This window comes from Falsiroseomonas ponticola, assembly GCF_016805305.1.
Classification (GTDB): Bacteria; Pseudomonadota; Alphaproteobacteria; order Acetobacterales; family Acetobacteraceae; genus Falsiroseomonas; species Falsiroseomonas ponticola.
The window spans coordinates 173,052-196,090 of record NZ_JAERQN010000009.1 but is presented as its reverse complement, the minus strand read 5'-3'; the positions used below and the strand labels follow the sequence as shown (position 1 = coordinate 196,090).

Sequence of the window (23,039 nt, the reverse complement as noted above, 5' to 3'; positions counted from 1 at the left end):
ATGAAGCTGCGCGACCTTGCCCATGCCCGCGCGGGCGACAAGGGCGACACCTCCAACATCGCGCTGATCGTGCACGACCCGGCGGAGTTCGACCGCGTCGCCCGCCACGCGACGGCGGAGCGGGTGGCGGCGCATTTCGGCACCATGGTGAACGGCCCGGTACTGCGCCATGCGCTGCCGCATCTCGGGGCGTTGAACTTCGTGCTGCACGGCGCGCTCGGCGGCGGCGTCACGCGGTCGCTGTCGCTCGATGCGCACGGTAAATCGTTGAGTTCGTCATTGCTGGAGATGGAAATCCCGTAGCCTTTCGTGGCGAGTGGTATCGCTTGCTTGTAGCCATCACCAGAACCTACTCGCCGGGGCCAACCACCTTTGACGAGCCCAGGATCCGTCACACGGCCACGAGCAGCAGGCGCACCGCGGCGCGGAGCAGGTCCGGACCAGGCATGCAGCGGAGCGGCTCGCGGCGATCCGCCCAAGGGCCGCTCAAGACAGCCGCAAGCAGGATGGTGACCACCTGGAGCGCTTACCGCTGGCCTGCGCCGTCCTCCCCCAAAGACGGACAGCCTCCTCGCCTACGATGCGCTGACGGAGGCGGAGGTCGCCACCTGGGTCGCGGGCTTCGTCCATACTGGGCGCTTAGACACAGACTTGGACGTGAAGGATCCAAGGCCACGCCGACGGGTTCTCCTTCGGTGCAGGCGGGGCCAATCTCCGACACCGACGGCATTCGGCAACTGATCCTCGGGCTGCTGGGCAGCGGGTTCCTCACCGCGGAACAGGCGCTCGCCGCCGCAGAAACGCGCGCGCGTCCGCCGCAGCTCGACGCCGCCCTCGCCGCGCTGCCGGAGGACGCCGGGCTCGCTGCACGCATCACCTGGGCGACCATGTCCGAAGCACGCAGGGCCGACCCGCTGTTCGCCGCGCTCATCGCCGCAGGATATGCCACGGAGGAGCAGGTAAATGATCTGTTCCAGCGCGCGGCGCGGCTCTGAGGGTGCGCGGGCAGCTGTGCAAATCTACGCCGCCTTCGTCGGGATGGTGGTGTTCGACGCCGTGACGCTCGGGCGATGGCGCTGGAATGTCAGCGCCTGGGCGATTGAGGGCGGCACTGAATGCTAGGCCCCCCCGTGCAGTCCGCGATGTCTTCGTTAGGCGTGCCGGCTCGGAGTGAGAGCCCTGTGAGGCAGTCTGGCCCGAGGAGCACAGCGTCGCGCTGGTAATCGAGGTTCTTGCCGCGCAGTCCGGCCTACGTGCGGTCCGATGCACGGAGGTGCAGGGGTGCATCTATTCGGGCTTCACGCCAGCGGCCTCGATCCGGCGGCGGACATCGGCGACCGATTCCGCCACTAGGCGCGGCGCATCTTCCAGCCGCTGGTCGGCGGGGAAGGGTTCCATCATACCGCGACGCAACTCCGCCACGAAGGCGGCATCGCCGAGCATCTGCATGAAGGCGGCGTGGTAGCGCTGCAGGATGGGGCGCGGCGTCGCGGGATGCAGAAAGTAGCCGTACCAGACCAGCAGTTCCATCTCCGGCACGCCGGCCTCGCGCACCGTCGGCACGTCGGGGAAGTCCGCCATGCGGCTGCGCGCGCTGACCGCGAGCATGCGCAGCTGCCCGCCCTCCACCAGGCCACGCCCGGCAACGGCGCCGGTGAAGATCATCGCCGCATTCCCCGCCGCGACGTCCTGGATCGCCGGCGCCGCACCGCGATAGGGCACATGGGTCATCGGCAGGTTGCGGCCCTGGGCGAAGGTCGCGATGCCGAGATGCGCCGGCGTGCCGATGCCCGCCGAGGCATAGGGCACCGGGTTCGGCTGCGCGCGGATCCAGGCTTCCAGCTCGGCCATGTTGCGCGCGGGGATGCGCGCGTTGATGAACAGCGCATTGTAGTCGCTGCCCACGAAGGCGACGGGTGTCAGCACCGTGTTTGGGTCATAGGGCGGCGGGTTCATCAGCAGCGGCGAGAAGGCAAGGCTCGCGATCGCGCCCTGCGCGATGGTGTACCCATCCGCCGGTTCCCGCGCGACGTGCTGCATGCCGAGCGTGCCGCCGGCGCCCGCGCGGTTGTCCACCACCACCGGCTGCCCCAGCCGCTGCGACAGCTGCGCCGCGACGAGGCGCCCGAGCAGGTCGCTCGACCCGCCCGGCGGGAACGGCACCACGAGGCGGATCGTGCGCGAAGGGAAGCTGCCCTGCGCCGCCGCCGGCCCCACCGCCGCGCCGAGACCAGCCAAGGCAAGGCCGATCGCCCGCCGCCTGTCGAGGCGGGGCGTGAAGCTACCGTTCGTCATGGCCTGTCTTCCTCTACAAGCCGAGCAGCCGCGCAGCATTGCCACCTAGGCAACGCCACCGGATCTCGTCGGATTCGAAGGGCAGCGCGCGGAACTGCTCGACGCTCTGGCCGAGCGGTCGCACGGGATAGCTGCTGGCGAAGAGCAGCCGGTGGCCTAGGTAGTAGTTCGCCGCCTTCACGTACTCGTCCGCGCCCGGCGTGTTAGGGATGTGGCCATAGAAATCCGGCACCAAGTAAACGTTGCTGCACTGGAAGGCGACGGCGCAGATCTGCACCGTGTAGGGCCAGGCCGCGTGCGGCACGACGATGTTGAGCTTCGGAAAGCGCCGCGCCACGCGCTGGACGTGCACGGGATCGCAATAGGTCAGGTCCGGCCCAACGAAGATGCTGGAGGTGAAGGAGACGATAAGCCCCGCCTCTGCGCAGCGCGCATAGAGCGGCATCAGCTTCTCGTCGTCGTCGTAGAGAGGCGGGTCGCACCAGCCATTGTCGAAGGCGACGCCCTTGAAGCCCCAGGCGATGCATTTCTCGATCTCAGCCATTGCCGAATCGGGGTTGCTGCCGTCGATCCCGCCGAAGGCCACGAAGCGCTTTGGATACAGGCGCACCAGCTCGACGATGTCCTCGTTCGGGACGGAGCCGTATTGCGGCGGCGACTGGCGGCCCATAACGACGCCTAGTCCTATGCCGGCTGCATCCATCTCCTCGATAAAGGCGTCCATCGAGCGTTCCGCAAAGGAACGGTAGTAGGGAATGTTCATCTGCAGCGGCCGAGCCGCCCAGGGCGCCGGGTTCACTGGCCGCGGATTGAAGATGGCGGTCGAGGTGAAGGCGCCGAAGGGCGGACGCACGCGGAAGTCGATGATCATGACCCGTTTCCCCCAGATGTACCATGCGCGCAGCACATCTTGTCCGTAAATCGCACACCTGTTCGCATGGCGTGTCAACGGGCATGGTGAGGCAGCCCGTCGCCACGCACCGATGTTCGCGCGGCGCACAGAAAGAAAGGGAAGGACGCATATGCCGATCGTGGATTTCCGACTGCGTCCGCCGTCGCGCGGATTCCTGGCAACGAAGATCTATGCCAACGCCGCCAACCGCGACCGCTACACGCGCCGGCTCGGCTTCGAACCCGCAGCGTCGGTGCAGGCACAGTCGATGCCGCTGCTATTGCAGGAGATGGACGCGGCGGGGATCACGCGCGGCATCGTCGTCGGGCGCACCACGGCCACCCTCGGCAGCGTGCCGAACGAGGATGTCGCGGCGATCGTTGCTGAGAATGCAGGTCGCTTCATCGGCATCGGCTCAGCTGATACCACTGATCGTCGCCGCGCGGTCGCGATGATCGAAGAATGCCGCCGCCTCGGCCTCGCAATGGTGAACCTCGAGCCCGGCGTGATGGAACCGCCGCTGCATGCCGACGACCGGCGGCTCTATCCGATCTACGCGCACTGCGAGGACACCGGCATGCCGCTGGTGATTATGGCCGGCGGTGGTGCCGGGCCAGACATCACCTACACTGCGCCCGCGCACATGGACCGCATGCTCGCGGATTTTCCGAAGCTGACCGTCATCTGCTCGCATGGAGGCTGGCCGTGGGTGCAGGAGATGGTCTCGGTCGCGTTCCGCCGCCCGAATCTCTATCTCTGCCCGGACATGTATCTCATCGACCTGCCCGGCATGGACGACTACCTGCGCGCGGCGAACAGCTTTCTTGCGGAGCAACTGCTGTTCGGCACGGCCTATCCCTTCTGCCCGCTTGGGCCCTATGTTGAGCGCTTTATGCAGCTCGACATCAAGGTGCCGGCGCGGGAGATGATACTATGGCGCAATGCGGACCGGCTGCTGGACCTCAGCCTCGCCTGAGCGCCGAGTCGCCTCACTCCGTTAGCGCGGCGAGGCGACGCAAGCACTCTCGTCGCGCTGCTGCTCTTTGTTCCAGCATGCTATAGACCTCTGGCGTGGTGAAGAGCGTCAGCTACTGGGAGACCAGCAGCCCGCCGATGATGTTGATGCTGAGCTGCTGCTGCTGCGCTGCCGTCACTGCGTCGGTCTCTGCCCGGAGCGCGGCTCACGACGGACACCAGAGCACGCTCGCACCACCGGATCGAGTGCCGCACTCACGGGCTGACGCCCTGGGCGAGCGCGCGCAGCACCGGCAGCACCTGCGCGCCGCCGGCGCCCAGCGCGACCAGCGCCGCGACGATGCCCCAGATCGCCGTCTCGATCCGCCGCATCGACCATCGGCGGCGGCAACCTCTGGATCGAGAACAGCACCAGCACCCTCCCAGGCACCAGGCGCTGTCTCGGGTTCAGTCCGCCCTAATCGGTCGACGAAGGCGCCACGACCTCCTGGCAGCTCGCCCTCTGGCAGCGGATCGCATGACCATGAGCGACGGCATGGAAGACGCCATGATCGACAGCGCGATCGACGCCAACGTCGACGCGCCCACTGCCGAGACCGCGCTCGCGACGCCGCTCGGCGCCCCGGCCACACAGCCGCTTGACGTGCTCGGCCTGCGCGACGCCCGCGCCGCCGATCCGGAGGGCTCCCGCATCGAGCTCGAGGTGAACTTCCGCAGTCTCGGCTGGGTGGCCTTCACGGCGACGGCCAGCGACACGCTGCCGCATGCACGGGACGTCTGGACGCGGCTGGCGGCGGGCGAGGCCGACGCGGTCATGCCCTATGAAGCACCACTCGCACCACCGCTCCCGGTGCCGACGACGGTCTCTTTTCGGCAGCTGATCCTCGGGCTGTTGGGGAGCGGGTTCCTCACCGCAGAGCAGGCGCTCGCTGCGGCCGAGACGCGCGCACGGCCGGCGCAGCTCGAGGCGATCGTCGCCACGCTGCCCGACGACGCCGCGCTCGCCGCGCGCATCACCTGGGCGACGATGAGCGAGGCGCGCCGCAGCGACCCGCTGGTCACGGCGCTCATCACGGCGGGGCACGCAACGGCGGCGCAGGTGGATGAGCTGTTTCGGCGTGCGGCGGGGCTCTGATTATGCTTTCACGCAGACCATGCTCCTTTCGCCTCAGCAAACCGCTGTCGCGACAACTTCGATGAGCACGCCAGGACCCAGATCGGCAACGCCAATTGTCGCGCGTGCGGGAAGGTCCTCAGCCGCGAACCACGAGATCCACACCTCGTTCATCGCCGCCTTCTGTGTCATGTCGCTGAGGTAGATGGTCGCCGCCAACACCTTGGATCGGCCGCTGCCATGGCGCGCGAGCAACGCCTCCAGGCGCTCGAGCACTTGCCTCGTCTGCCCGGCCATCGGCGCCGCCAGATCGGCGGCGATGATCCCCGACAGATAGAGTGTGTCCTGATGCCGGACCACGCGATGCATGATCGGGGTTCGGTCGATGCGCTCGATCATTCTTCCTGCCTTTCCTACTGGTGTCGCAGTGCAGAAGGCCGGCATCGCCACCACGGCATCCACGTGCCGAGGCAGACCGCGTCACCTGCACCGGCGTCTAATCGAGGCCGCCTGTGGTGGCTCGGTGCGTCGCATGCTCGACAGGGCTTCGGGCCGTCTATCGTGTGACAAGTGGCCGGTCGGCAGCAGACGCGATCAGCGCCCTGACGCCCACGTCCTGCAGGATGGCCTCGACCGCGGCGTATTGCTGCCGATCGTAGGGCAGCAATGGTGGCCTCGGCTCTCCAACGGAAAGACCGAGCACGTTCATCGCGGCCTTGATGCCGGCGTAGTAGCTGCCGAGCCTGAAGCAGCGATAGAGCGCGAAGATGCCGGGCTCCAGCCTGTCGGCCTCCGCGCTGTCGGCACTCGCGCAGGCGTCAAAATAGGCGCGCACGAGGCCGCCGGCCATCTGGTGCGCCATGCCGACGACGCCCTGCGCCCCGCAGGCGAGCGCCGGCCGGATCAGCGTCTCGTAGCCGACAAGGACGGAGAGGCGCCCACGGATCGCGCGCACGAGTTCCATGAGATGCAGGATATCGCCGGAACTGTCCTTGATCGCGCAGACCGCGGGGATCTTCGCGGCCAGCCGCGCCACCAACTCTGGTGACATGCTCACGCCGACGCGGCGAGGGCTGTTGTAGAGCATGAGCGGCAGGCCGCTCGCAGCACCGATGAGGGCGTAGTGATGCTCGATTTCCGCCTCGCCCGGCATCGCGTAGATCGGTGGCAACGCCATGAGGCCGTCGCACCCGCTGGCCTCAGCGGCACGGCAGAGGTCCAGGACGACGTCGGTCCGCAGGTCGGCGACACCGGCGATGACCGGCACGCGCCCTGCCGCCGTGCGCACCGCAGCGCGGTAGAGCGCCGTGCGCTCGGCGACCGTCATCGCGTAGAACTCGCCGGTGCTGCCGCAGGCGATGACGGCGCTGGCACCATGGGCGATGTTCGCATCGACAAGGACCTCGAAGCGATCGAGATCGACGACGCCATCCGCACGGAACGGCGTTACCAGAACGGACTGGACACCTTGCCAGGACGGGCGTGCGGTCATGGGCGGCGGATCCTGCCGGCCGTCAGTTGCTAGAGATGCCGAGGCGCGGCAGCAGTGTCTTCTGTTCCTCCGAGAAGGCCAGCGCGTAGCGCGTGTAGTCGGCGGTGTTCAGATACGCCGGCACCATGTCGAAGCGATCCAGCACCTCCATGTGCGCGGGATCCTCGATGCCGGCCTTGAAGGCGTCGTGCAGAATCTGCACCACCGCGGGCGGCATGCCCTTCGGGCCCGCGATGCCGTAGGGCAGCGTGATGGACAGGTCCATCCCGACCTCGCGCAGCGTGGGCACGTCCGGCAGCCTGCGGAGGCGCTGGTCGCTCCAGACCACCAGCGAGCGGAGACGGCCTGCCTGGACCAGCGGCATGAACCCCGAGGAATCGGCCGCGATCTGGATGTCGCCGCTGAGCAGCGCGGTGAAGTTCTCCGTCGCGCCGCGATAGGGGATGTGCACCCAGTTCAGGCCGTAATGCGCGGCGATCTGCTCCATGCCGACATGGGCCGCCCCGCCGATGCCGAAGCTGCCATAGGAGACCTTGCCGGGATTGGCGCGGACATAGGCGATCATCTCGTCCCAGGTCCGCCACGGCGCATCCGCGCGCACCACGACGCCGTAGGCGAAGGCGGCGACCCGGATGATGTAGGTGAAGTCCGTCATCGGATCGTACTCGACGCGATTGAGCACCGGCATGCGCATCACGGTCGCGTTCATCGTGCTGATCGTATAGCCATCGGGCGCGGCGGACCGCGCCATCTGCGCAGGGCCAAGCGTGCCGGCCGCGCCTGGGCGGTTGTCGGCCACGATCGGCTGGCGCAGGTGCCGGCCGGCCGCCGCGCCGATGGCGCGCGCCAGCGCATCGGTGATGCCCCCGGGCGGGACGGGGATGATCAGGCGGATGGGCCGGTCAGGGAAGCCGCCCTGCGCATGCGCAAGCCCGGGCGACAGGGCGACGCCGGCCGCGCCAAGCAGGCTGCGGCGGGACAGGACGGGCATCTCCATGATCTGCTCCTCTGTGCGTTGCGTGGCGTTCAGGGAACCGCGGGATCCGGCGCGCCACGGCGCATCGCCGCAAGCGCGCGCGACGAGATCCACTGCAGGAGCCGGAAGTCGCTGCGATAGGCGAGAAGGCGATAGCCGGCCGCGATCATGCGCTGCCCGTAGTCCACGGAGCCGACATGGATCCCGGCCACGACGCCGTGGTGGCGGCACCGTGCGGCGATGTGGAGGATCGCCTCGTAGACCTCGGGGAATTCCGGATCGAAGCCGGAGGAATAGCCCATGCTGGCGGCCAGGTCCGACGGCCCGACATAGATCGCCTCGAGGCCCGGCACCGAGAGGATCTCCTCGAGATTCGCCAGCGCCTCCCTGGTCTCGATCATCGGCAGCGCGAGGATCGTCTCGTTGGCGTGCTTCACGTAGTCCGCGCCGGCATAGAGCGCGGCGCGAAGCGGCCCGATACTGCGGTTGCCCTTCGGCCCGTAGTGGCAAGCCCGCAGGAAGGCCGCGGCCTCGGCGGCCGTGTTGATCATGGGACAGATGACGCCATACGCACCGGCATCGAGCAGCTTGCCGATCCGCGCCGGATCGCTGCCCTCGAGTCGGATCATCGGCGTCGCATCGGTCGTCGAGATGGCCTGCAGCATCGGCAGCGCATCGGCGTAGTCGATCGCGCCGTGCTGCATGTCGAGGCAGATGCAGTCCCATCCCTCCCGCGCCATCAGCTCCGCCGAGACGCTGGAGGGAATGCCGAGCCAGCCGATCAGGGCCGGCTTGCCCTCGGCCCAGAGCTTCCGGATCGCGTTCTCGCGCATGGGCGTTTCCTCGGACACGGCAGAGGGCCGTTTGTGATCGCAAACTTGAACTTTTGCGAGCCTATGCGGCTAAATTCGGGAGCGTCAACAGGATTTGTGATCACGATTATCTAACGCCAGCGTCTTCGCAGGCCATCGCCGCGGCCCTACATCTCAACCCCGACAACAGCGTGGGTTGCCCCTTGAGCACCGCCGAGGATTCGTTCGCGCATCAGCGCGTCTATCTGGAACTCCAGGCTGCGCTCGCCGCCGGCCGCTTCACGCCGGGGCAACGCCTGACGCTCCGCAGCTGCGCGGACATGCTCGGCGTCAGCCCGATGCCGGTTCGCGACGCGCTCCGCCGCCTTGTCGCGGAAGGCGCGCTGATCGGCGCGGCGAACCGCTCGGTGCGCGTGCCGGAGCTGACGCGGGCCAAGATCCTCGAGATGCGCGACGTCCGCCTCGCACTCGAGGGCCTTGCAGCAGAGCGCGCCGCGATGAACGCCACAGAACCGGCGGTCCGGGAGCTCGAGGCCGCGGCGGAGGCTCTCTACGAGGCACGGAGGAGCAGGCATCTGGTCGCGGACATGGAGGGCGTCCGGCGCTTCCATTTCACGCTCTACGCATCGGCGGGGATGCCGTCGCTGCTGGACCTGATCGGCAGCGCCTGGCTGCGCGTCGGCACCTACCGGCAACTCCTCTATCCCGACTATGTCAGCCAGCGTGACGGGCGCGATACGCGGCAGCGCATCGTAGCGGCATTCGCCGCGCGGGACGGCACCGCGGTCCGCTCCCTGCTGTGCGGACAGATCGCGGACTCGATGACCTGGGCGGCGAACCGGCTCGGCGAGTCAAAATCATCGACAAGATCATCTACAACTGCGCACTCATGAGCGCCGCGCTCATGGCGACGGTGGCCTGCGCGACGCCCGCGCCGCCGATCCGGAGGGCAGCCGCATCGAGCTCGAGGTGAACTTCCGCAGCCTCGGCTGGGTGGCCTTCACGGCAACCGCCAGCGACACGCTGCCGCACGCGCGCGAGATCTGGACGCGGCTGGCGGTAGGCGAGGCCGGCGCGGTCGCGCCCTACGAAGCGCCGCCCGCGCCACCGCTCCCCGTGCCTGCCAGCATCTCCTTTCGGCAGCTGATCCTCGGGCTGTTGGGGAGTGGCTTCCTCACCGCCGACCAGGCGCTTGCCGCAGCCGAGACAAGGGCGCGACCGCCGCAGCTCGACGCAATCATCGCCACCCTGCCGGAGGACGCCGCGCTCGCCGCGCGCATCACCTGGGCGACGATGTTTGAGGCGCGCCGAAGCGACCCGCTGTTCGCGGCGCTGATCACGGCAGGACACGCCACGGCGGAGCAGGTTGATGAGCTGTTCCGACAGGCGGCGCGGCTGTAGTCGAGGCGGCAAACTTCTGTCAGTTGACGGACAGTGGGTATCCGGTTGCTTGGGACGAGCGGGGGCGCCGCCGTGCCCACCTATGTAAGCGATTGGCCCCCTGGCGCACCGTGGCCGACGATCTCCGCGCCTTCGGGCCCGAGCCGTACCACAGTGAGATGGCGTGGTCGGGCAACGTAAGCGTGACTCCCCGCTGCCAGGAGCCAGCCGATATAAGCGCACCATTCCTGGAAAGACCGGATAACCAACGGATGCTGATTAGACCGAGCGATGCCCTCCTGCCGCTCGACGAGGTCGCGCGGGCGCGCTTCCTGCGTGACGGCTTCGTGGCCGTGCCAGGGGTCGTCCCGCCTGCAGAACTCGCAGAAATCCGTGCGCTCTACGATGCCCTGTTCGACACCCGCGCCGGCTGGGAGCGCGGCGATTTCTTCGACATGCTGGACCCCGCCGATCGACCTGAGCAGCCCCGACTAACGCAGCTCGCCTGGCCATCACGCCACGCGCCCTGGCTGGCGCACACGCAGATGCGGGCGAACGCCCAGGCGCTCGCTGCCGCGCTGCTGCCGGCGGCAGACCTCGTCTGGGAGTTCGCCATCTGCAAGCCGCCCCGCATCGGCGCGGCGACGCCCTGGCACCAGGATGAGGCCTCCTTCACCATCGGCACGCCGTACCGCATGGCGGTGTCCTGCTGGATCGCGCTGCAGGATGTGGACGAGGCAATGGGCTGCATGCGCTATGTGCCAGGCAGCCACCACGGCCCTCTGCTGGCCCATGAGAGCGTGGGCGGCGATCCCCGCGCCCATGCACTGGCCGCCGTCGCGCCCGATCTCCGCCGCGTCGAGAGCGTGCGGCTGCGCGCAGGGGATGCGGTGCTGCACCATTCACGCGTCCTGCACGGCGCCGGTCCGAACACATCCTCCGCGCCAAGACGGGCGCTGACGCTCGAGTTTGCGGTGCGCGACCGCGCACAGCTAATCCGACGGGACTTTGCGTGGAATCGTGGGAAGTGGACAGCGCGCGATGCGCGGGAAGCAGCGTCCTTGCCGCTTGCGGAGCGGCTGCGCCGCGGCCTCCGGCGCACCCGGATGAGACTGGGTTGGTAGTCGACCGTGAAAAACGCGGGAGCCTGCGGAATTCCTGGATGATTCCTACAGCGTAAGTATTCGCCTTTGCAATGCACCTATCCGGAGTGGGGAAAACCTCGCAAATCCGCGCCACTGCTGAGGCCGCTCAGAGGCTGTGATTCCGCCGGCGGGTCGCCGCGCCGGAGCCCACTGATGCCGCCCATGTCGCCGCCGTCCGAGCCGCCCGAACTTTTCCGCTTGGGCCTGGTGAACCTCGTCGACCGTCGCCATCCCCTGGCGCGCCTCACTGCCCGCTGAAATAGCGGCCTTCATGTCCGATTAGACTCCGCGCGACGCGATCCGCGACCGGGCGCGGATCCCCTCAGGCTGATGCGCAGGATAGGCAGATCCGGGCCTGGAGGCCGGCGGGATGGGACCAGTCGAGCGCCGTTCGTAGTCGCATGCCGCCTCGATTGGGCTGGCCCAGCAGTCGCAGGCCGAAGCCGGAGCGCGCCGGCGGACCCTCGATAGGCGGGCCGTCGGTTTCGCTCCAGTCGAGCATCAAGGTATCCGCAGCGGCCGCCCAGGCCAACCCGACCCGACCGGCCGGCGCGGACAGCGCCCCGTGCTTCAATGCGTTCGTGACGAGTTCGTGCAGCACCAGGGCCAGCCCCGAGACCGCCCGAGGGCCAAGCGCCACATCCGGTCCCTGCAGCGCAATCCGCGCGTCACCGCCGCCACTGAACGGGGCGAGCACCGCCTCCGCCAGCGTCCGCACCGTGGTCACCTCCACCTTCGCGATTTCAAGGCGGCCGCCGACCGCGGGCTTGACCAAGTCATGCGCGCGCGACAACGCCATCACCCTCCCGGTCAGTTCACCGACCACATCGGTGGCATTGCGGTCGGCAGCGTGACGTGCGGCGCCATGGGCTAGGCCCAGAAAGACCGCGAAGGCGTTCTTCACGCGATGATCGAGTTCGCGCAACAGCGCGGTCTCTGCCGTCACGTCGAGGCAAGCCAGGCCGACGGCGTCAACGCGAGAGGCATCCGTACCGTCGGGCACAGGATAGAGTCGCACATCCACGACGCGGGCGCAGGCCATGCCAGCGCCTGACCGCAGCGGCAGTTCGATCCGCAGACACGCCGCAGGTTGCCCGGCTTCGCCCGCGAGGATGCGCGCGACGGCCGGCTCCAGTTCCTGCCGAAGCTCGGGCGCCTGCGCCCATAGATCAGCTATATTGGCGCTCTCCGCGATGCCCAGCATCTCCGTGAGCACCGGGTTAGCACCGGCGAGGCGCAGGTCGTGCCCGATGCGACCAAGGCCCACCGGTGCCGCGAGACAGAGCGCTTCGCGCTCCAGGCGAGCCTGCTCTGTGGCGCGCGCGGCCTGGCGCCGGGCGCGAGCCCGCGCCATCGCACGACTGACCACGTTGGCGATCTCCGCGAGGCGAAACGGCTTGCGCAGCAGGTCGAAGGCACCCGCCCGCATGGCGTCAACGGCTTCGCCGAAGCAGGCATGCCCGCTCATCAGCACCACCTCGACGGCACGCTGCCCCGGTTGGCCGATCCGAAGTTCCTCCGCAAGCGCGATGCCGCTGCGTCCCGGCATCCGAATGTCGCTCAGCACGACGGCAATGTCGGGGTTCACGGCGAGTGCCGTGAGTGCGCCATCGGCGTCGGCCGCTTCGACCGTCCGGAATCCCGTCACCTTGAGCGCAGACGCCACCTGGCTGCGCAGCGTCGCGTCGTCGTCCACCACGAGAACGCGGCTGGCGGGGGTCTCCCGGCTCCGACGTCGATCGATGAGGCTGTCCATTACAGGCATCCCACCTCGGTGGAATTCGATGCGTTGCAAACTGCCGGTCAGCCAACGACCCGACCAGCGACGGTTTAGGCTTGCGGTATCACGACACCGCGATGGCGGACGGCAGGCCCCGCCTGATATTCGGCTCCGAAATCACCATCTGGTAGAGGAATAGCCGCGCAATCTTGCGTGACTCACGTCGGGCGCCCGCATCGCATGGAACAGCAGGACGTGAAGACCCTGAAGGCGCCAGCCCGCGGGAGCCAGAGTCGGCGCGGCGCACTTCTGATGGGCTGCGTGGCGCTGCTGCCGCTCGTCGTCCTCGCCGGTCTGGCCGTCCTCAGCGCTCTGGGAGCGTACCGCGCTTCCGACGAGGCACGCCTGCGCGATACCGCGCGAGCTCTTGCGGCTGCGGTAGATGCCCAGCTGGGCACCTATCTCGTGGCGTTGCAGGCACTCGCCACCTCGCGGGAACTTGAAGAGGATTTCGACGCCCAGGCTTTCACCACGCGTAGCCGCGGCGTGGGCGAGCTATTCGACGGCTGGATCGTGCTGCTGGGCCCGCCGCCTGGCTATCGCGTCCTTTCTCTCAGCAAGCAGGAGGACCATACCCCCCTCCCGACCGAGCTGCCCCCGAACAACCGGCGTGCCATCGAGCCCCTGCTGGCCGAGGTCTTCGAGCATGGCCGAGCCGGCATATCCGACCTGTTCGAGGGATCGGTCATACGGCGGCAGATCCTGACCGCAATGGTCCCGGTCGTTCGCGACGGTTTGCCGCCGCGGGCCCTGGCGCTCAGCTTTGAGCCGGCGGCGCTGCGACAGCTGCTCGCGCGCCAGGACCTGCCGCCTGGCACCTTCGCCGCCGTCGCCGACGGACAGCTCCATATCCTGGCGCACAGCTTCGATCCCGAAGGCCAAAGGATCGGCGTTCGGGCACCCGGCTGGGTCAACGCCGCAATTGCGGGCAAGCAGCGCGCCCTCGTCACCGGTCCTGGCTGGAGCGGGGAGGACAACATTTACGCGGTCGAGCGGCTGAGACTGGCTCCAGGGTGGACCGTGACGGTGGCCGAGCCACTGGCCGCGCAGCAGGCCTCTGCTTGGCAAGCTCTGCGCTGGCTCATCGCCGGCGGGACCGCCTTGGGTCTGGGCCTTGCGGTTGTGGTGTGGGCCAGCCGCCGCGAGGCGGTGCATGACGCCCGCCGCGAAGCCGAGGCGCTGCGCACCGGGCGGGCTGAGGTCGAACGGTTACTGGGCGGCCTCCCGGCAGTGATCTTCCTGCGTGAGGTGGCGCCCGACGGCTCCTCCCGACCGGTCTATCGCGGCGGCGACCTGGACATCGTGATGGGCTGGCCGGCAGCTGACCTCGCGACGCGTCGGAACTTCGAGGATCTGATCCACCCTGAGGACACCAACCTCGCGCGAGAGATGCCGCAGCTGCTGCGGGAAGGCTATGCGAGCTATGAGTGGCGAATGCGCCAGCCCGGCGGCGGCTGGCGAACGCTGCATACGCTCGCCAGGGTGCTTGTGCGGCGGCACGACGGCGGCGCCGAGATCGTCGGCTACACGGTCGACGTGAGCGCGCGGCGTGAGGCCGAGGCCCGCGCCAAGGCCTCGGCACGCCTAGCCTCTCTGGGCGAGATGGCGGCCGGCCTAGCGCATGAGATCAAGCAGCCGCTGCAGACCATCTCCCTCGCCGCCGAGATCGCGCAACTCGAGGCCCGCCAGGGCAACGCCCAGAGCGTGGATGAGAGCCTCGAACGCATCGTCGAGCAGGCAGGACGCACGGCGGACATGATTGACCGCCTCCGGCGTTTCGCACGGGGCGGCGAGGACGGTGTGCCGCCGCAGGCCGTGCCGCTCGCGGCGGCTGTCCAGGGCGCCTTGGACCTCACCCGCAGCGCGCTGCGCGACGCCTCGATCGAGGTCGAGGTGGCGCTCGGCGAGCCGACACCGATCGTCCAGGGGCAGTCGGTGCTGATCGAGCAGGTGCTGTCCAACCTCTTGTTGAACGCCCGCGATGCGCTGACCACCCGCCACGCCAGCGCGCCACGGCGGATCCGCATCGCCGTGGCTCCAGGGGCGAACGGGATAGTGCGGCTGACGGTCGCCGACACGGGCGGTGGCATCGCGCCGGAGGTTATGGCGCGGCTGTTCGAGCCCTTCGTCACCACCAAGGGGCCCGACAAGGGCACAGGCCTCGGCCTCTCAATCTGCCACGGCCTGATGAAGGGCATGGGTGGCAGCATCGAGGCGCACAACGAAGCCGAGGGCGCCGTCTTCACCATCACGCTGAAGGCGGCGTGACCTCCTTCAGTCAGCCGAGCCCACGATAAGTTGGGCATCAGAAACAGGATGTGCCGCTTCCTCGACGTCACGCCTCATCGTGGAACCTGGAGACTGTTCGAACCCAGTCGCACTCCCTCCGCCAGTTCCATTGCGCGCCGCGCTCTCCGCCTGACCGACCGCCGCGCTGAGTGGCAGGTTTCCTGGGGTTTTTGGGGCGGACCTGTTGACTGGCCTGGCGCAGAGACGGCCGGAAAACGCTCTCCGGAGGCCAATTCTCTCCAGACCTCCTGACTTAGCCGATCTAGTACGGAATGCAGAAACCTAGGTAACACGCCAGTTTCAGCGTGGTGATCATTCGCCTCGGTTCGAATCTCACCTGCTCGAAATCCGTACTTCGGGAGCGGACAAGTTGGTACGGCGATAGGATTCTTGGTCGAAGCGCCCGCCGCCTCCGGCGGATCGCATGGCCGCGGCTTGAGATTTTCGGCCGGGCTAGAATGCCTTCACCGCCAATCCGGCTTGTACGCGACTTCCATCACGGCCTTCGAGGCATCTGCTCGCCTAGCGTCCCGACTCTGAAGTTCCCAGGCACTTTACCTGGACGGTGATGGTGCGCTGACAGAAGCGCTGGACGGCGGCGAGGATGTCGTCGGCGTTCTTGGTCCAGTTGAATGGCTTCGGCTCGGCATTGTGGGCGTCGATGTAGGCCTTGATGGCGGCTTCGAGCTCCGCCGTGGAGTGGTGGGCGCTGCGGCGGATGGCGTCGTCGGTCAGCAGCGCGAAGAACCGCTCGACCTGGTTGATCCAGGAGGCCGAGGTCGGCGTGTATTGGACTTGCCAGCGCGGGCGCTTTGCAAACCAGTCACGAACGAGCTTCGTCTTGTGGCTCGAGGCATTGTCCATCACGACGTGGATGTCGAGGTGTGCCGGCACGCGGGCCTCAACCGCATCCAGGAAGCGGCGGAACTCCGCCGCACGGTGCCGCGGCATGCACGTGCCGATGACGGTGCCGGCCTTCACGTCGAGCGCGGCGAACAGCGAGGTCGTGCCGCAGCGGCAGCAACGGCTGCGTGCGGTCAAGCGCCTGGATCTGGCTCTTCTCATCGACACAAAGCACGAGGGTGCGCTCGGGCGGGCTGAGGTAGAGGCCAACGATGTCGCGCACCTTCTCGACGAACAGCGGATCGGTCGAGAGCTTGAAGGTCTCCACCCGATGAGGCTGGAGTGAGAACGCCTTCCAGATCCGCTGGACGGTGGACGGCGCCAGCCCGGCTGCTTTGGCCATGCCGCGCGAGCTCCAGTGAGTCCGGCCCACCGGCAGGGTCTCCAGCGTCGCGGTCACCACCGCGGCCACCTTCTCGTCGGTGACGGTGCGTGGAGCACCTGGGCGGGGCTCGCCGGCCAAGCCGTCAAGCCGCAGCTCGGCGAAGCGGCGCCGCCAAGTCGCCACCGTCATGCGGGCCACCCCGAGGCGCTCCACGATCGCCAAGTTGCTCAGCCCGTCCGCGGCGAGCAGCACGATCTCCGCCCGCACCGCGTCGCCACGTGCCACCTTCCGGCGTCGCAGGCGGGCCTCCAGCTCGCCGCGCTCGGCTGCCGACAACTCGATCCGAACCGCCTTCGGCGCTGCCATGACCGAACTCCGCTGCCGAGTGCAGCGAATCAGGGCCAACTCTGAGTGGCCAGCTATTTCTCGGCCAGGACACTAGGTTTGACCTGGTAGCGCCTAGCGTGTCGGCCACGGCCTTCACCGGGAACCGCCCTGTGGCGACGGCGGCAAGCGCAACGCGTCCTTTTTTCTGTCGGCCCTGCTCCAGGGCCTCGCGGAGGATCTCGGCCTCCATCGTCTTGCGGCCGAGAAGGCGCTCCAGCTCGCGGACCATCGCCTCGAGCTCGCGGACGCGGCTTACGGCGACCACGTCCTCGTCAGCTCTGACCGCCTCCAAGCCACCCTCGGCCATGCGTCGCCCCCACCTGAAGAGAAGGCATGGAGAGACGCCGTGGAGGCGGGCGACGGCCGAGACCGTCATGCCGGCTCGGGTCGTCTCCTCGACCAGCCGTACCTTCTTGTCGGCAGTGTATCGCCTCCGACGCTCCCGGCCGGTGATGATTCCGACGCGCTCGATAGCCTTCGACATAGGCGGGGCTTAGGCTTACGAACAGGCCCTCACGGTTGGAGCGCCTGTCCGGTCGAATTGGTGGGCGCTCCAACTTCATTTTTCGATGATTCAGGCTTCTACTGTGTGGCCGGTTCTGTACTGCGCAGCACTTTGATCTGCTGGTTTCCAAGGCTCCAGCCTGGACACCGCCTGTACCGAGTCGCACTTCCACCGCCAGTTGCGCTCTCGTTCGCACCGCTACGCTGCTTTTCGCTCGGCTAGGTGCCGCCAGGATGCTCACATCAGCGCCGAAGACCGCGGCCCGGCTTCGGGGTGTCTCGGCCACCTTCGTGCCCTGGCCGCCGATCGGACAAGAGCGCTGCAAGCGCGCTGAAGCGGTAGCCGTCAGGCTCTCCGATCAAATCTGCGATCGCCGGGGGGTTGTTTTCCACCTGCACTTCGTCGGCCGCCGCGGTTATGGCGCGGCGCATGGTGTCTATATCCGTTTGCACGGTTGGCCGCATCGCCGATCGCGATTGCTCTGCTCTCGCGTGTTCCTCGAAATAGCCCTTGGTGGTTACATCGACCTCCTGGAGCATAAGGCCGAGCCGCCCGCACGCTGCCTGACCTGCAGAAAAGCGAGGATCTTGCGTCATGCTTCGCAGATTCCGAAAGGCTGCGCCGAGACCTGCAAGGCCGAGCTTGAATCGCAATGGCGTGAGATCCGGGCCGGTATCGTCAGCGAATGATTTTGCGGCAAGCCAAACATCGAGGCCGTAGTCACCTGCCCCGCCAGCAGAAACGCTCCATTCGTAAAGCACGTCGCGGCGACGCGAAAATGCTGGCGCTTCCTTGCTCATGAGATCGAACGCAGAGCCAGCATTTCCCGTACGGCGGAGCGTTGAAGAATAGCTGGTCAATCTCATCGGATCGGCCGGATGCGCCTCAAACAATGCCTTTGTGATAGCCACAGCCACCGGCCGCCGATTCGGCGGTTGTTGCGTGAAGTGTCGTGGCAATTCATTGCACCACATCGCCATATCGTGCGTCGATGGGCGCTGCTGCAAAAACTGCCGCAGCGCAGCACGGGCGAGCCAGGGATACCAGCGGTCCACTCTTTCACCCGTTTCAACCAACCAGTCCCGCGCGGCCTCGGCGACCCGGCGATGCCGCGTCAAGATATAGGTTCCACCGGTGTCCAACATCGCCTCGTTCCGCAACAGCCGCAACGACCCTTGGTCGAGTTCCGCCTCCGAACAATTCAGCGCATAAGCCAGAACGGTCCGCGAGAGATACAACTGGTTTTCCGCATGCATCGCTACGATCATCGCGTAGACGTCGCGCAGCGAGTACTCGCCGACTCCAGGCGCACCCGCCAAGGGCGTGATCAACCTTCCAACTCTAGCCTTGAGGTCCTCCCCCGATCGCGCCATGAGCAAGGCTCCCAGCAGCGCGCCCTCGTCTTGTCGAGCCGCTGACTGACGTGCCTGCTCAAGCAGCGCCGCGGCAATCTGCTCGGCACTTTTCCCGCGGAGCATCGCCCCTTTCGCCTCATCACCATACGCGGCCCAGCCATCCGCAATCCGGCGCGCGTCATCGGCATCGAGACCGGCGATCGTGGCGCGACGAAATTCCGCCACGCCTTGCCATACCGCATCGGTCAAACCGCGGATCGCCCAATCGGCGGCACGAGCCGCCAGCAGGAGATGCACGTCGGTCCGCGGCTGGAGTCCGCGCATCGCGGCTGCCAGTTGCCGCCCAATGTTCTCGGCATCATCCACGACAATGATCCAGGCATGGCCAGGACGGAGCGATAGCTTCGCAAACAGGTCATCCGGCAGCTCGGCTGCAGCAGCTTTGCGAGACACGCAGGTCCATTCCTGCTCACCGCGTAGCAGTGACGCAGCCACCTGAAGCAGCGCGGCTGACTTGCCCTCGCCGCCGGCCCCAGTGAATAAGGTCACGGTCGGCTGCGATGCTCCAGCATGTGCTGCCGCGAAGCGCCGTGCGACGTCCTCGACGACACGGCGCGGCCGAACGCCCTCCGCGGCGGCTACTTCCCAGCGAGGAAACTGGCCGTCGAACCAATCCTTCATCATGGCTGCGGATGGGCGGGTTGCGGTACGCTGCCCGAGCGCATCGCGATTGATGACTTCCCAACCATCTGGGACCGAGGGAAGGACTTGTCCGAGAACGGTAGCAACGGGGAGGGCGTTGCTCTCAGGCGCTTTGCCTGGCAGCCGATAGGCGAACCCGTCGATATCGGGCACGCGGAGATGAGGAGGGGCAGCGTCAGAATCTGGCACGTAGCATTGGTGTTCGTCATTCCAACGCAAGGGCTGAATGATCACGCGTCGGGTCGAGAAGTCCACGCCTCCCCACAGAATTCCATTGCGCCACGTCGCATTATCGCCCGCCTGGAAGCCAGACGGCGCTTGGATAGCAAGTACCGAGCGCATTGAATCGCCGGTTTGCTGAGCCCCTGATCTGTGGAGGTGGCCATGCAGATAAACAGCATTTGCCTGGCTCAAGCGGGCCTCAATCCGGGCTCCATCCGACCAAGGCTTCTCGCCCTTCATCGCGGCAAGCGGATGGTGGCCCAGCACGATTGTGATGTCCGCGTTCGCATCTGCCGCTTTGCGCAGACCAGCGTCAACCATGGTGCGACCGGCCGTTAGCTTCCCCCAGTCGTCGTTGTCATGACACAGCCAAGCGGTATTTATACCAACGATCGCGATGCAACGTCCACCGACCGTCTCGACGCTGCACGCTGTGCCACGCTCCGAATCAAGCCAGTTGTCTTTCCAGTCGAAAAGGCGACTTTCGATGGAGCAATATTCTTGAAACCGAGCCAGTAGAGCGTCACGGCGCTTCCGCTGGCCAATTGCACTGACTTCTTGAAAGGCATCGCTCTCCCTCTGCTCCGTCATCCAAAGTCGGGGATTGACGATCCTTTTTCGGTCAACGTCGTGATTGCCCGGTACCGCAAAGAACTTACACGGAGATGGCAAGGCCGAGCGGAGAGGAACGAGCAGATGGTTCTCGAGAAGATCATACTCTGTCTTTGCTCCGGAGTATGCTAGGTCGCCGGTGAAAAACACAAAATCCGGCTTATCCGATCTGGCCTTCACTGCCGCGACGATCTCTGCGTACATCGCGGTGCGATGATGTCCTTCGCTTTCGTGCGAGTGAACGTCCGAGATATGAAGCCAACTGACGTGCATCATTCCGCCCCGGCGAATCGTGGCCGCGCCTGACCACCTGTTTCCATATTGACCGAAGCATGCGCGGATACCCGAGTTTCTTGCAATGCCGAGTCGTCAACGGAGGGGCAAACATTCACCCACCAGAGGTTCGCGGGAAAGTCGAAGAGATAGTCTGCGCGGCTCCGTCGCGAAGGGTTGGTTTTGTCGTCAAACCGTGTCCTCGTCATCAACGCCTCCCACAGGATTCGCAAGGCTTCCAGCGAGGGTTCGGACGTCAGTGGTCTCGATCCGCGAGCCGAACTCCGTGCCGCTGCCGATATGCGCCCAGGGAGTCTCGCTCTCCAGCATCGCCCGACACCCCACGTCACCTTTCCCGAAGGACGGCAATTGACCCTAGTGACCTCCCCATGATTCCAAGCGTCCTGCCCGCGCGGCACTGTGGTGAAGAAGGGATACAAAAGGCGATTTGGGGCAGGGGCCGCAGGACAGCCGCTTAACCAGCGCTGATCGAGACGTAGGAGAAACGCGTCCCGTCCTGAGTCGTCCCGATCGCGGCCGGCCGAGTTACAATCTCGGAACGCGGCCTCAAGCATACCATGCTGGACCGGAGACGAGGGGGGTTACCGCCTCTTCAGGAATCGGGAGGAAGGCCGCGCGGCCCTGCCTTTTTCCTCAGGCCGGCACCTTCACCACCGTCTCCGCCCAGTCCAGGCAGCGCGCCAGCATGATGCGGCCATAGGTGCCGTTCATGTGGTTGGGGTCGTCGAAGATGCCTTCGCTCGTCTCCCGCTTGCCGACGGAGAAATCGTCATGCGTCAGCGCGGGGGTGGCCAGCGTTTCCGGCGCCTGGTCGATGACGGTGAACTGGTCGCCGGCCAGGCGGCGCATGGCGCGCCGGTAGCTGTCGGCCAGCGCCTGGGCAGCGCGTGCATCGCGCATGGGGATCAGGCGCGGGCCGAACTCCTCGCTGTCCGCCATCGATTCCTTGTAGAAGGGCACGGGCAGCAGCGCGATCGGCACATCCGTGCCGGCGCGCAGCCGCAGCGAGAAGCGGTGCGCGTGTTCGGTCTGCCGCATGGTGTTCGCCAGCGACGTCTCGAAGCAGCGATCAGAGACAAGCTGCTGCGACCCGTCGCCGGGGTCATGCGATTCGGCGCGGCACTGGCCGTAGATCTGCAGCGCCGTGCGGAACAGCCCGACGCCGACCACGGCGAAGGCATCGTAGTCCCCCAGCGAGACATCGGGCACGCCGCCCTTGCTCAGCACCCGGGCGCGCAGCTTGGAGCGCAGCGGCGGATCCGGGGCCAGCAGGCCATCCGCCACCGTGACGGCGTTGAGCTTGTTGGCGAAGAAGGTCAGCCGGATGCCGCGGCGCTGGCATTCGGCCGCCAGGTCCGGCGCGCCTTCGCGCAGCGCGAGGACGTGGGACGCACCCACGATGCAGAGACGCAGCATCTCAGCGGCCCTTTGCCGAGGGAGGAGCGAAGGCTTCGAGCAGCATCTCGTCGCAGATGATCTTCTCCCGCTCCTCCTCCGCATCCAAGGCGGGCGGCGGCGGCGGTGGCGCTTCCGCCGGCGCCGCCGGCGCGGCGGTGACGCCGAGCGCGGCGGAGAAGTGGGACATGACGCAGGCGACGCCCTGGTTCGTCACCTCCCGCAGGTTGGGCTTGTAGAAGCGCCCGCCGGAGGGATGGCCCGCGACGATCTCGAAGGAGGGGAAGTAGTCGAAATCCGCGTTCTCCTGCCGGATCTGGCCGGCGACGGCACGCAGCGTGCTCTTGGCGTAGGTGGTGGCCACCAGCACATGGTCATCGAGCGCGGTCGCGGTCAGCGGCACGGGCGACACCGTCAGCAGGAAGCGCAGCTTCGGATTGTGCTGCTTGAGCAGCGCGTGCACGGCGCGAAGGTCATCGCGCACCTCGACGAAGTCGAAGCAGTGCAGGCCGATATCCTGCGGCGCCGCGCTCTCCGCGACGGTGCCGGGCGCGGTCGGGTACACGGTGCCGGAGGGGCGATGCACCCAGCCCTCCACCAGGCCCAGCGTGAAGACCAGGACATCGGCTTCGAGGAGGACGGAGCGCACGCGGGCCAGGTGCTGGGCGCGCTGCGCGCGCACGGCTTCCGCCGTGGCCAGGCCATCGGGCTCCACCGTCGGCCGCAGCGCGTCGAAGAAGCGGCCGTCCCGCTGCCAGATGGCATCGGCGGGCGTGAACAGGCCGAAGGCTTCCTGCACGAGCTGAAGCAGCTGCCGCACCGTGTAGATGTTGCCGTAGCGCGCGGAATAGAGGTTGAAGCCGAACTCCTTCGCCTCGTCATCCGAAAGGCCGGGCGGCGCGGGTTCGGCATCGAGGATGCGGAAGCCGAGGGAGCGGAGGTGGCGCCCCACATGCTGCGCGAAGCAGCTGCCCGCCGTGGCGATGCGCGTCTTCCGCGTGATGTCGAAGCGGGGCTTGAAGATGCCGGGGAACTGGCCCTCGGCCGCGCCGGCGATGCCGGATCGCCAGAAGCTTGTGGGCGGCAGGCCAGCATAGGGCGATGGCATGTCGCAATTCTCCCAGATCAGACGCAACCGCATGGCCGGGTGGGCGCGGCACCGCCGCCTGGCTTCCGTCCCGTGACGGCG

The 23,039-nt window shown here is 67.2% G+C and carries 18 protein-coding genes and 2 pseudogenes; 8 read left to right on the top strand and 12 right to left on the bottom strand.

The genetic code is table 11. The features are described from left to right. Both JJI54_RS23380 and JJI54_RS23375 read left to right on the top strand, forming a co-directional pair. Nucleotides 1–303, top strand: a complete 303-nt coding sequence (locus JJI54_RS23380) for an AtuA-related protein (protein ID WP_203075707.1) — start codon at nt 1–3, stop codon at nt 301–303. Between the two features lie 392 nt (nt 304–695). Continuing rightward, entirely contained in the window at nt 696–995 is a 300-nt protein-coding gene (locus JJI54_RS23375; RefSeq protein ID WP_203075705.1) for a hypothetical protein, read from the top strand. A 292-nt stretch (nt 996–1,287) separates the two neighbouring features. On the opposite strand, the gene JJI54_RS23370 is transcribed toward JJI54_RS23375, so the two are convergent. After that, entirely contained in the window at nt 1,288–2,295 is a 1,008-nt protein-coding gene (locus JJI54_RS23370) for a Bug family tripartite tricarboxylate transporter substrate binding protein (protein WP_203075703.1), read from the bottom strand. 13 nt (nt 2,296–2,308) lie between these two features. After that, entirely contained in the window at nt 2,309–3,166 is an 858-nt protein-coding gene (locus JJI54_RS23365; protein ID WP_203075701.1) for an amidohydrolase family protein, read from the bottom strand. A 151-nt stretch (nt 3,167–3,317) separates the two neighbouring features. Here JJI54_RS23365 and JJI54_RS23360 point away from each other — a divergent pair, with 151 nt between their 5' ends. Then, nucleotides 3,318–4,163 (top strand): amidohydrolase family protein, encoded by an 846-nt coding sequence (locus JJI54_RS23360; protein WP_203075699.1) that lies wholly within the window; start codon nt 3,318–3,320, stop codon nt 4,161–4,163. A gap of 522 nt (nt 4,164–4,685) precedes the next feature. Beyond that, complete coding sequence (locus tag JJI54_RS23355; protein ID WP_203075697.1) at nt 4,686–5,297, top strand: hypothetical protein; 612 nt, start codon at nt 4,686–4,688, stop codon at nt 5,295–5,297. Nucleotides 5,298–5,330: 33 nt separating this feature from the next. On the opposite strand, the gene JJI54_RS23350 is transcribed toward JJI54_RS23355, so the two are convergent. From JJI54_RS23350 to JJI54_RS23335, 4 genes are all read right to left on the bottom strand, one after another. Continuing rightward, on the bottom strand, nt 5,331–5,675 hold the full coding sequence (locus JJI54_RS23350) for a RidA family protein (protein WP_203075695.1): 345 nt from the start codon (nt 5,673–5,675) through the stop codon (nt 5,331–5,333). A 157-nt stretch (nt 5,676–5,832) separates the two neighbouring features. Then, the gene (locus JJI54_RS23345) at nt 5,833–6,768 is read right to left on the bottom strand and encodes a dihydrodipicolinate synthase family protein (protein ID WP_203075693.1); all 936 of its coding nucleotides are present in this window, start codon (nt 6,766–6,768) and stop codon (nt 5,833–5,835) included. 22 nt (nt 6,769–6,790) lie between these two features. Further along, nucleotides 6,791–7,765 (bottom strand): Bug family tripartite tricarboxylate transporter substrate binding protein, encoded by a 975-nt coding sequence (locus JJI54_RS23340; protein WP_203075691.1) that lies wholly within the window; start codon nt 7,763–7,765, stop codon nt 6,791–6,793. 29 nt (nt 7,766–7,794) lie between these two features. Further along, nucleotides 7,795–8,577, bottom strand: a complete 783-nt coding sequence (locus JJI54_RS23335; RefSeq protein ID WP_203075689.1) for an HpcH/HpaI aldolase family protein — start codon at nt 8,575–8,577, stop codon at nt 7,795–7,797. A gap of 182 nt (nt 8,578–8,759) precedes the next feature. Here JJI54_RS23335 and JJI54_RS23330 point away from each other — a divergent pair, with 182 nt between their 5' ends. The 3 genes from JJI54_RS23330 (at nt 8,760) to JJI54_RS23320 (ending at nt 11,060) form a co-directional block, all read left to right on the top strand. Next, on the top strand, nt 8,760–9,449 hold the full coding sequence (locus JJI54_RS23330; protein WP_203075688.1) for a GntR family transcriptional regulator: 690 nt from the start codon (nt 8,760–8,762) through the stop codon (nt 9,447–9,449). A 76-nt stretch (nt 9,450–9,525) separates the two neighbouring features. Further along, the gene (locus JJI54_RS23325; protein WP_203075687.1) at nt 9,526–9,957 is read left to right on the top strand and encodes a hypothetical protein; all 432 of its coding nucleotides are present in this window, start codon (nt 9,526–9,528) and stop codon (nt 9,955–9,957) included. Between the two features lie 251 nt (nt 9,958–10,208). After that, nucleotides 10,209–11,060 (top strand): phytanoyl-CoA dioxygenase family protein, encoded by an 852-nt coding sequence (locus JJI54_RS23320; protein WP_203075686.1) that lies wholly within the window; start codon nt 10,209–10,211, stop codon nt 11,058–11,060. 343 nt (nt 11,061–11,403) lie between these two features. On the opposite strand, the gene JJI54_RS23315 is transcribed toward JJI54_RS23320, so the two are convergent. Next, nucleotides 11,404–12,837, bottom strand: coding sequence for a sensor histidine kinase (locus JJI54_RS23315; RefSeq protein ID WP_203075685.1), 1,434 nt, complete (start codon nt 12,835–12,837; stop codon nt 11,404–11,406). Nucleotides 12,838–13,041: 204 nt separating this feature from the next. Here JJI54_RS23315 and JJI54_RS23310 point away from each other — a divergent pair, with 204 nt between their 5' ends. Beyond that, a complete protein-coding gene (locus JJI54_RS23310) occupies nt 13,042–15,129 on the top strand; it encodes a sensor histidine kinase (protein ID WP_203075684.1) in 2,088 nt (695 codons plus the stop codon). 543 nt (nt 15,130–15,672) lie between these two features. Here the strand turns inward: JJI54_RS23310 and JJI54_RS23305 are convergent. From JJI54_RS23305 to JJI54_RS23290, 5 genes and pseudogenes are all read right to left on the bottom strand, one after another. Next, a pseudogene (locus JJI54_RS23305) lies at nt 15,673–16,744 on the bottom strand (IS630 family transposase). A 73-nt stretch (nt 16,745–16,817) separates the two neighbouring features. Next, nucleotides 16,818–17,249 (bottom strand): annotated as a pseudogene (locus JJI54_RS32365) (transposase); the annotation flags it as partial. Nucleotides 17,250–17,512: 263 nt separating this feature from the next. Further along, entirely contained in the window at nt 17,513–20,437 is a 2,925-nt protein-coding gene (locus JJI54_RS23300) for a metallophosphoesterase family protein (RefSeq protein WP_203075683.1), read from the bottom strand. Nucleotides 20,438–21,088: 651 nt separating this feature from the next. Next, nucleotides 21,089–21,871, bottom strand: a complete 783-nt coding sequence (locus JJI54_RS23295; protein WP_203075681.1) for a hypothetical protein — start codon at nt 21,869–21,871, stop codon at nt 21,089–21,091. Nucleotide 21,872: 1 nt separating this feature from the next. Continuing rightward, entirely contained in the window at nt 21,873–22,958 is a 1,086-nt protein-coding gene (locus tag JJI54_RS23290) for a GSCFA domain-containing protein (protein ID WP_203075679.1), read from the bottom strand. Nucleotides 22,959–23,039 lie beyond the last annotated feature (81 nt).

What these genes read in the sequence shown, in the direction of transcription:
- JJI54_RS23380 (WP_203075707.1), top strand. Translation starts at nt 1, where the DNA reads ATGAAGCTGCGCGACCTTGCCCATGCCCGCGCGGGCGACAAGGGCGAC.
- JJI54_RS23370 (WP_203075703.1), bottom strand. Translation starts at nt 2,295, where the DNA reads ATGACGAACGGTAGCTTCACGCCCCGCCTCGACAGGCGGCGGGCGATC.
- JJI54_RS23365 (WP_203075701.1), bottom strand. Translation starts at nt 3,166, where the DNA reads ATGATCATCGACTTCCGCGTGCGTCCGCCCTTCGGCGCCTTCACCTCG.
- JJI54_RS23360 (WP_203075699.1), top strand. Translation starts at nt 3,318, where the DNA reads ATGCCGATCGTGGATTTCCGACTGCGTCCGCCGTCGCGCGGATTCCTG.
- JJI54_RS23355 (WP_203075697.1), top strand. Translation starts at nt 4,686, where the DNA reads ATGAGCGACGGCATGGAAGACGCCATGATCGACAGCGCGATCGACGCC.
- JJI54_RS23350 (WP_203075695.1), bottom strand. Translation starts at nt 5,675, where the DNA reads ATGATCGAGCGCATCGACCGAACCCCGATCATGCATCGCGTGGTCCGG.
- JJI54_RS23345 (WP_203075693.1), bottom strand. Translation starts at nt 6,768, where the DNA reads ATGACCGCACGCCCGTCCTGGCAAGGTGTCCAGTCCGTTCTGGTAACG.
- JJI54_RS23340 (WP_203075691.1), bottom strand. Translation starts at nt 7,765, where the DNA reads ATGGAGATGCCCGTCCTGTCCCGCCGCAGCCTGCTTGGCGCGGCCGGC.
- JJI54_RS23335 (WP_203075689.1), bottom strand. Translation starts at nt 8,577, where the DNA reads ATGCGCGAGAACGCGATCCGGAAGCTCTGGGCCGAGGGCAAGCCGGCC.
- JJI54_RS23320 (WP_203075686.1), top strand. Translation starts at nt 10,209, where the DNA reads ATGCTGATTAGACCGAGCGATGCCCTCCTGCCGCTCGACGAGGTCGCG.
- JJI54_RS23315 (WP_203075685.1), bottom strand. Translation starts at nt 12,837, where the DNA reads ATGGACAGCCTCATCGATCGACGTCGGAGCCGGGAGACCCCCGCCAGC.
- JJI54_RS23310 (WP_203075684.1), top strand. Translation starts at nt 13,042, where the DNA reads ATGGAACAGCAGGACGTGAAGACCCTGAAGGCGCCAGCCCGCGGGAGC.
- JJI54_RS23300 (WP_203075683.1), bottom strand. Translation starts at nt 20,437, where the DNA reads ATGATGCACGTCAGTTGGCTTCATATCTCGGACGTTCACTCGCACGAA.
- JJI54_RS23295 (WP_203075681.1), bottom strand. Translation starts at nt 21,871, where the DNA reads ATGCTGCGTCTCTGCATCGTGGGTGCGTCCCACGTCCTCGCGCTGCGC.
- JJI54_RS23290 (WP_203075679.1), bottom strand. Translation starts at nt 22,958, where the DNA reads ATGCCATCGCCCTATGCTGGCCTGCCGCCCACAAGCTTCTGGCGATCC.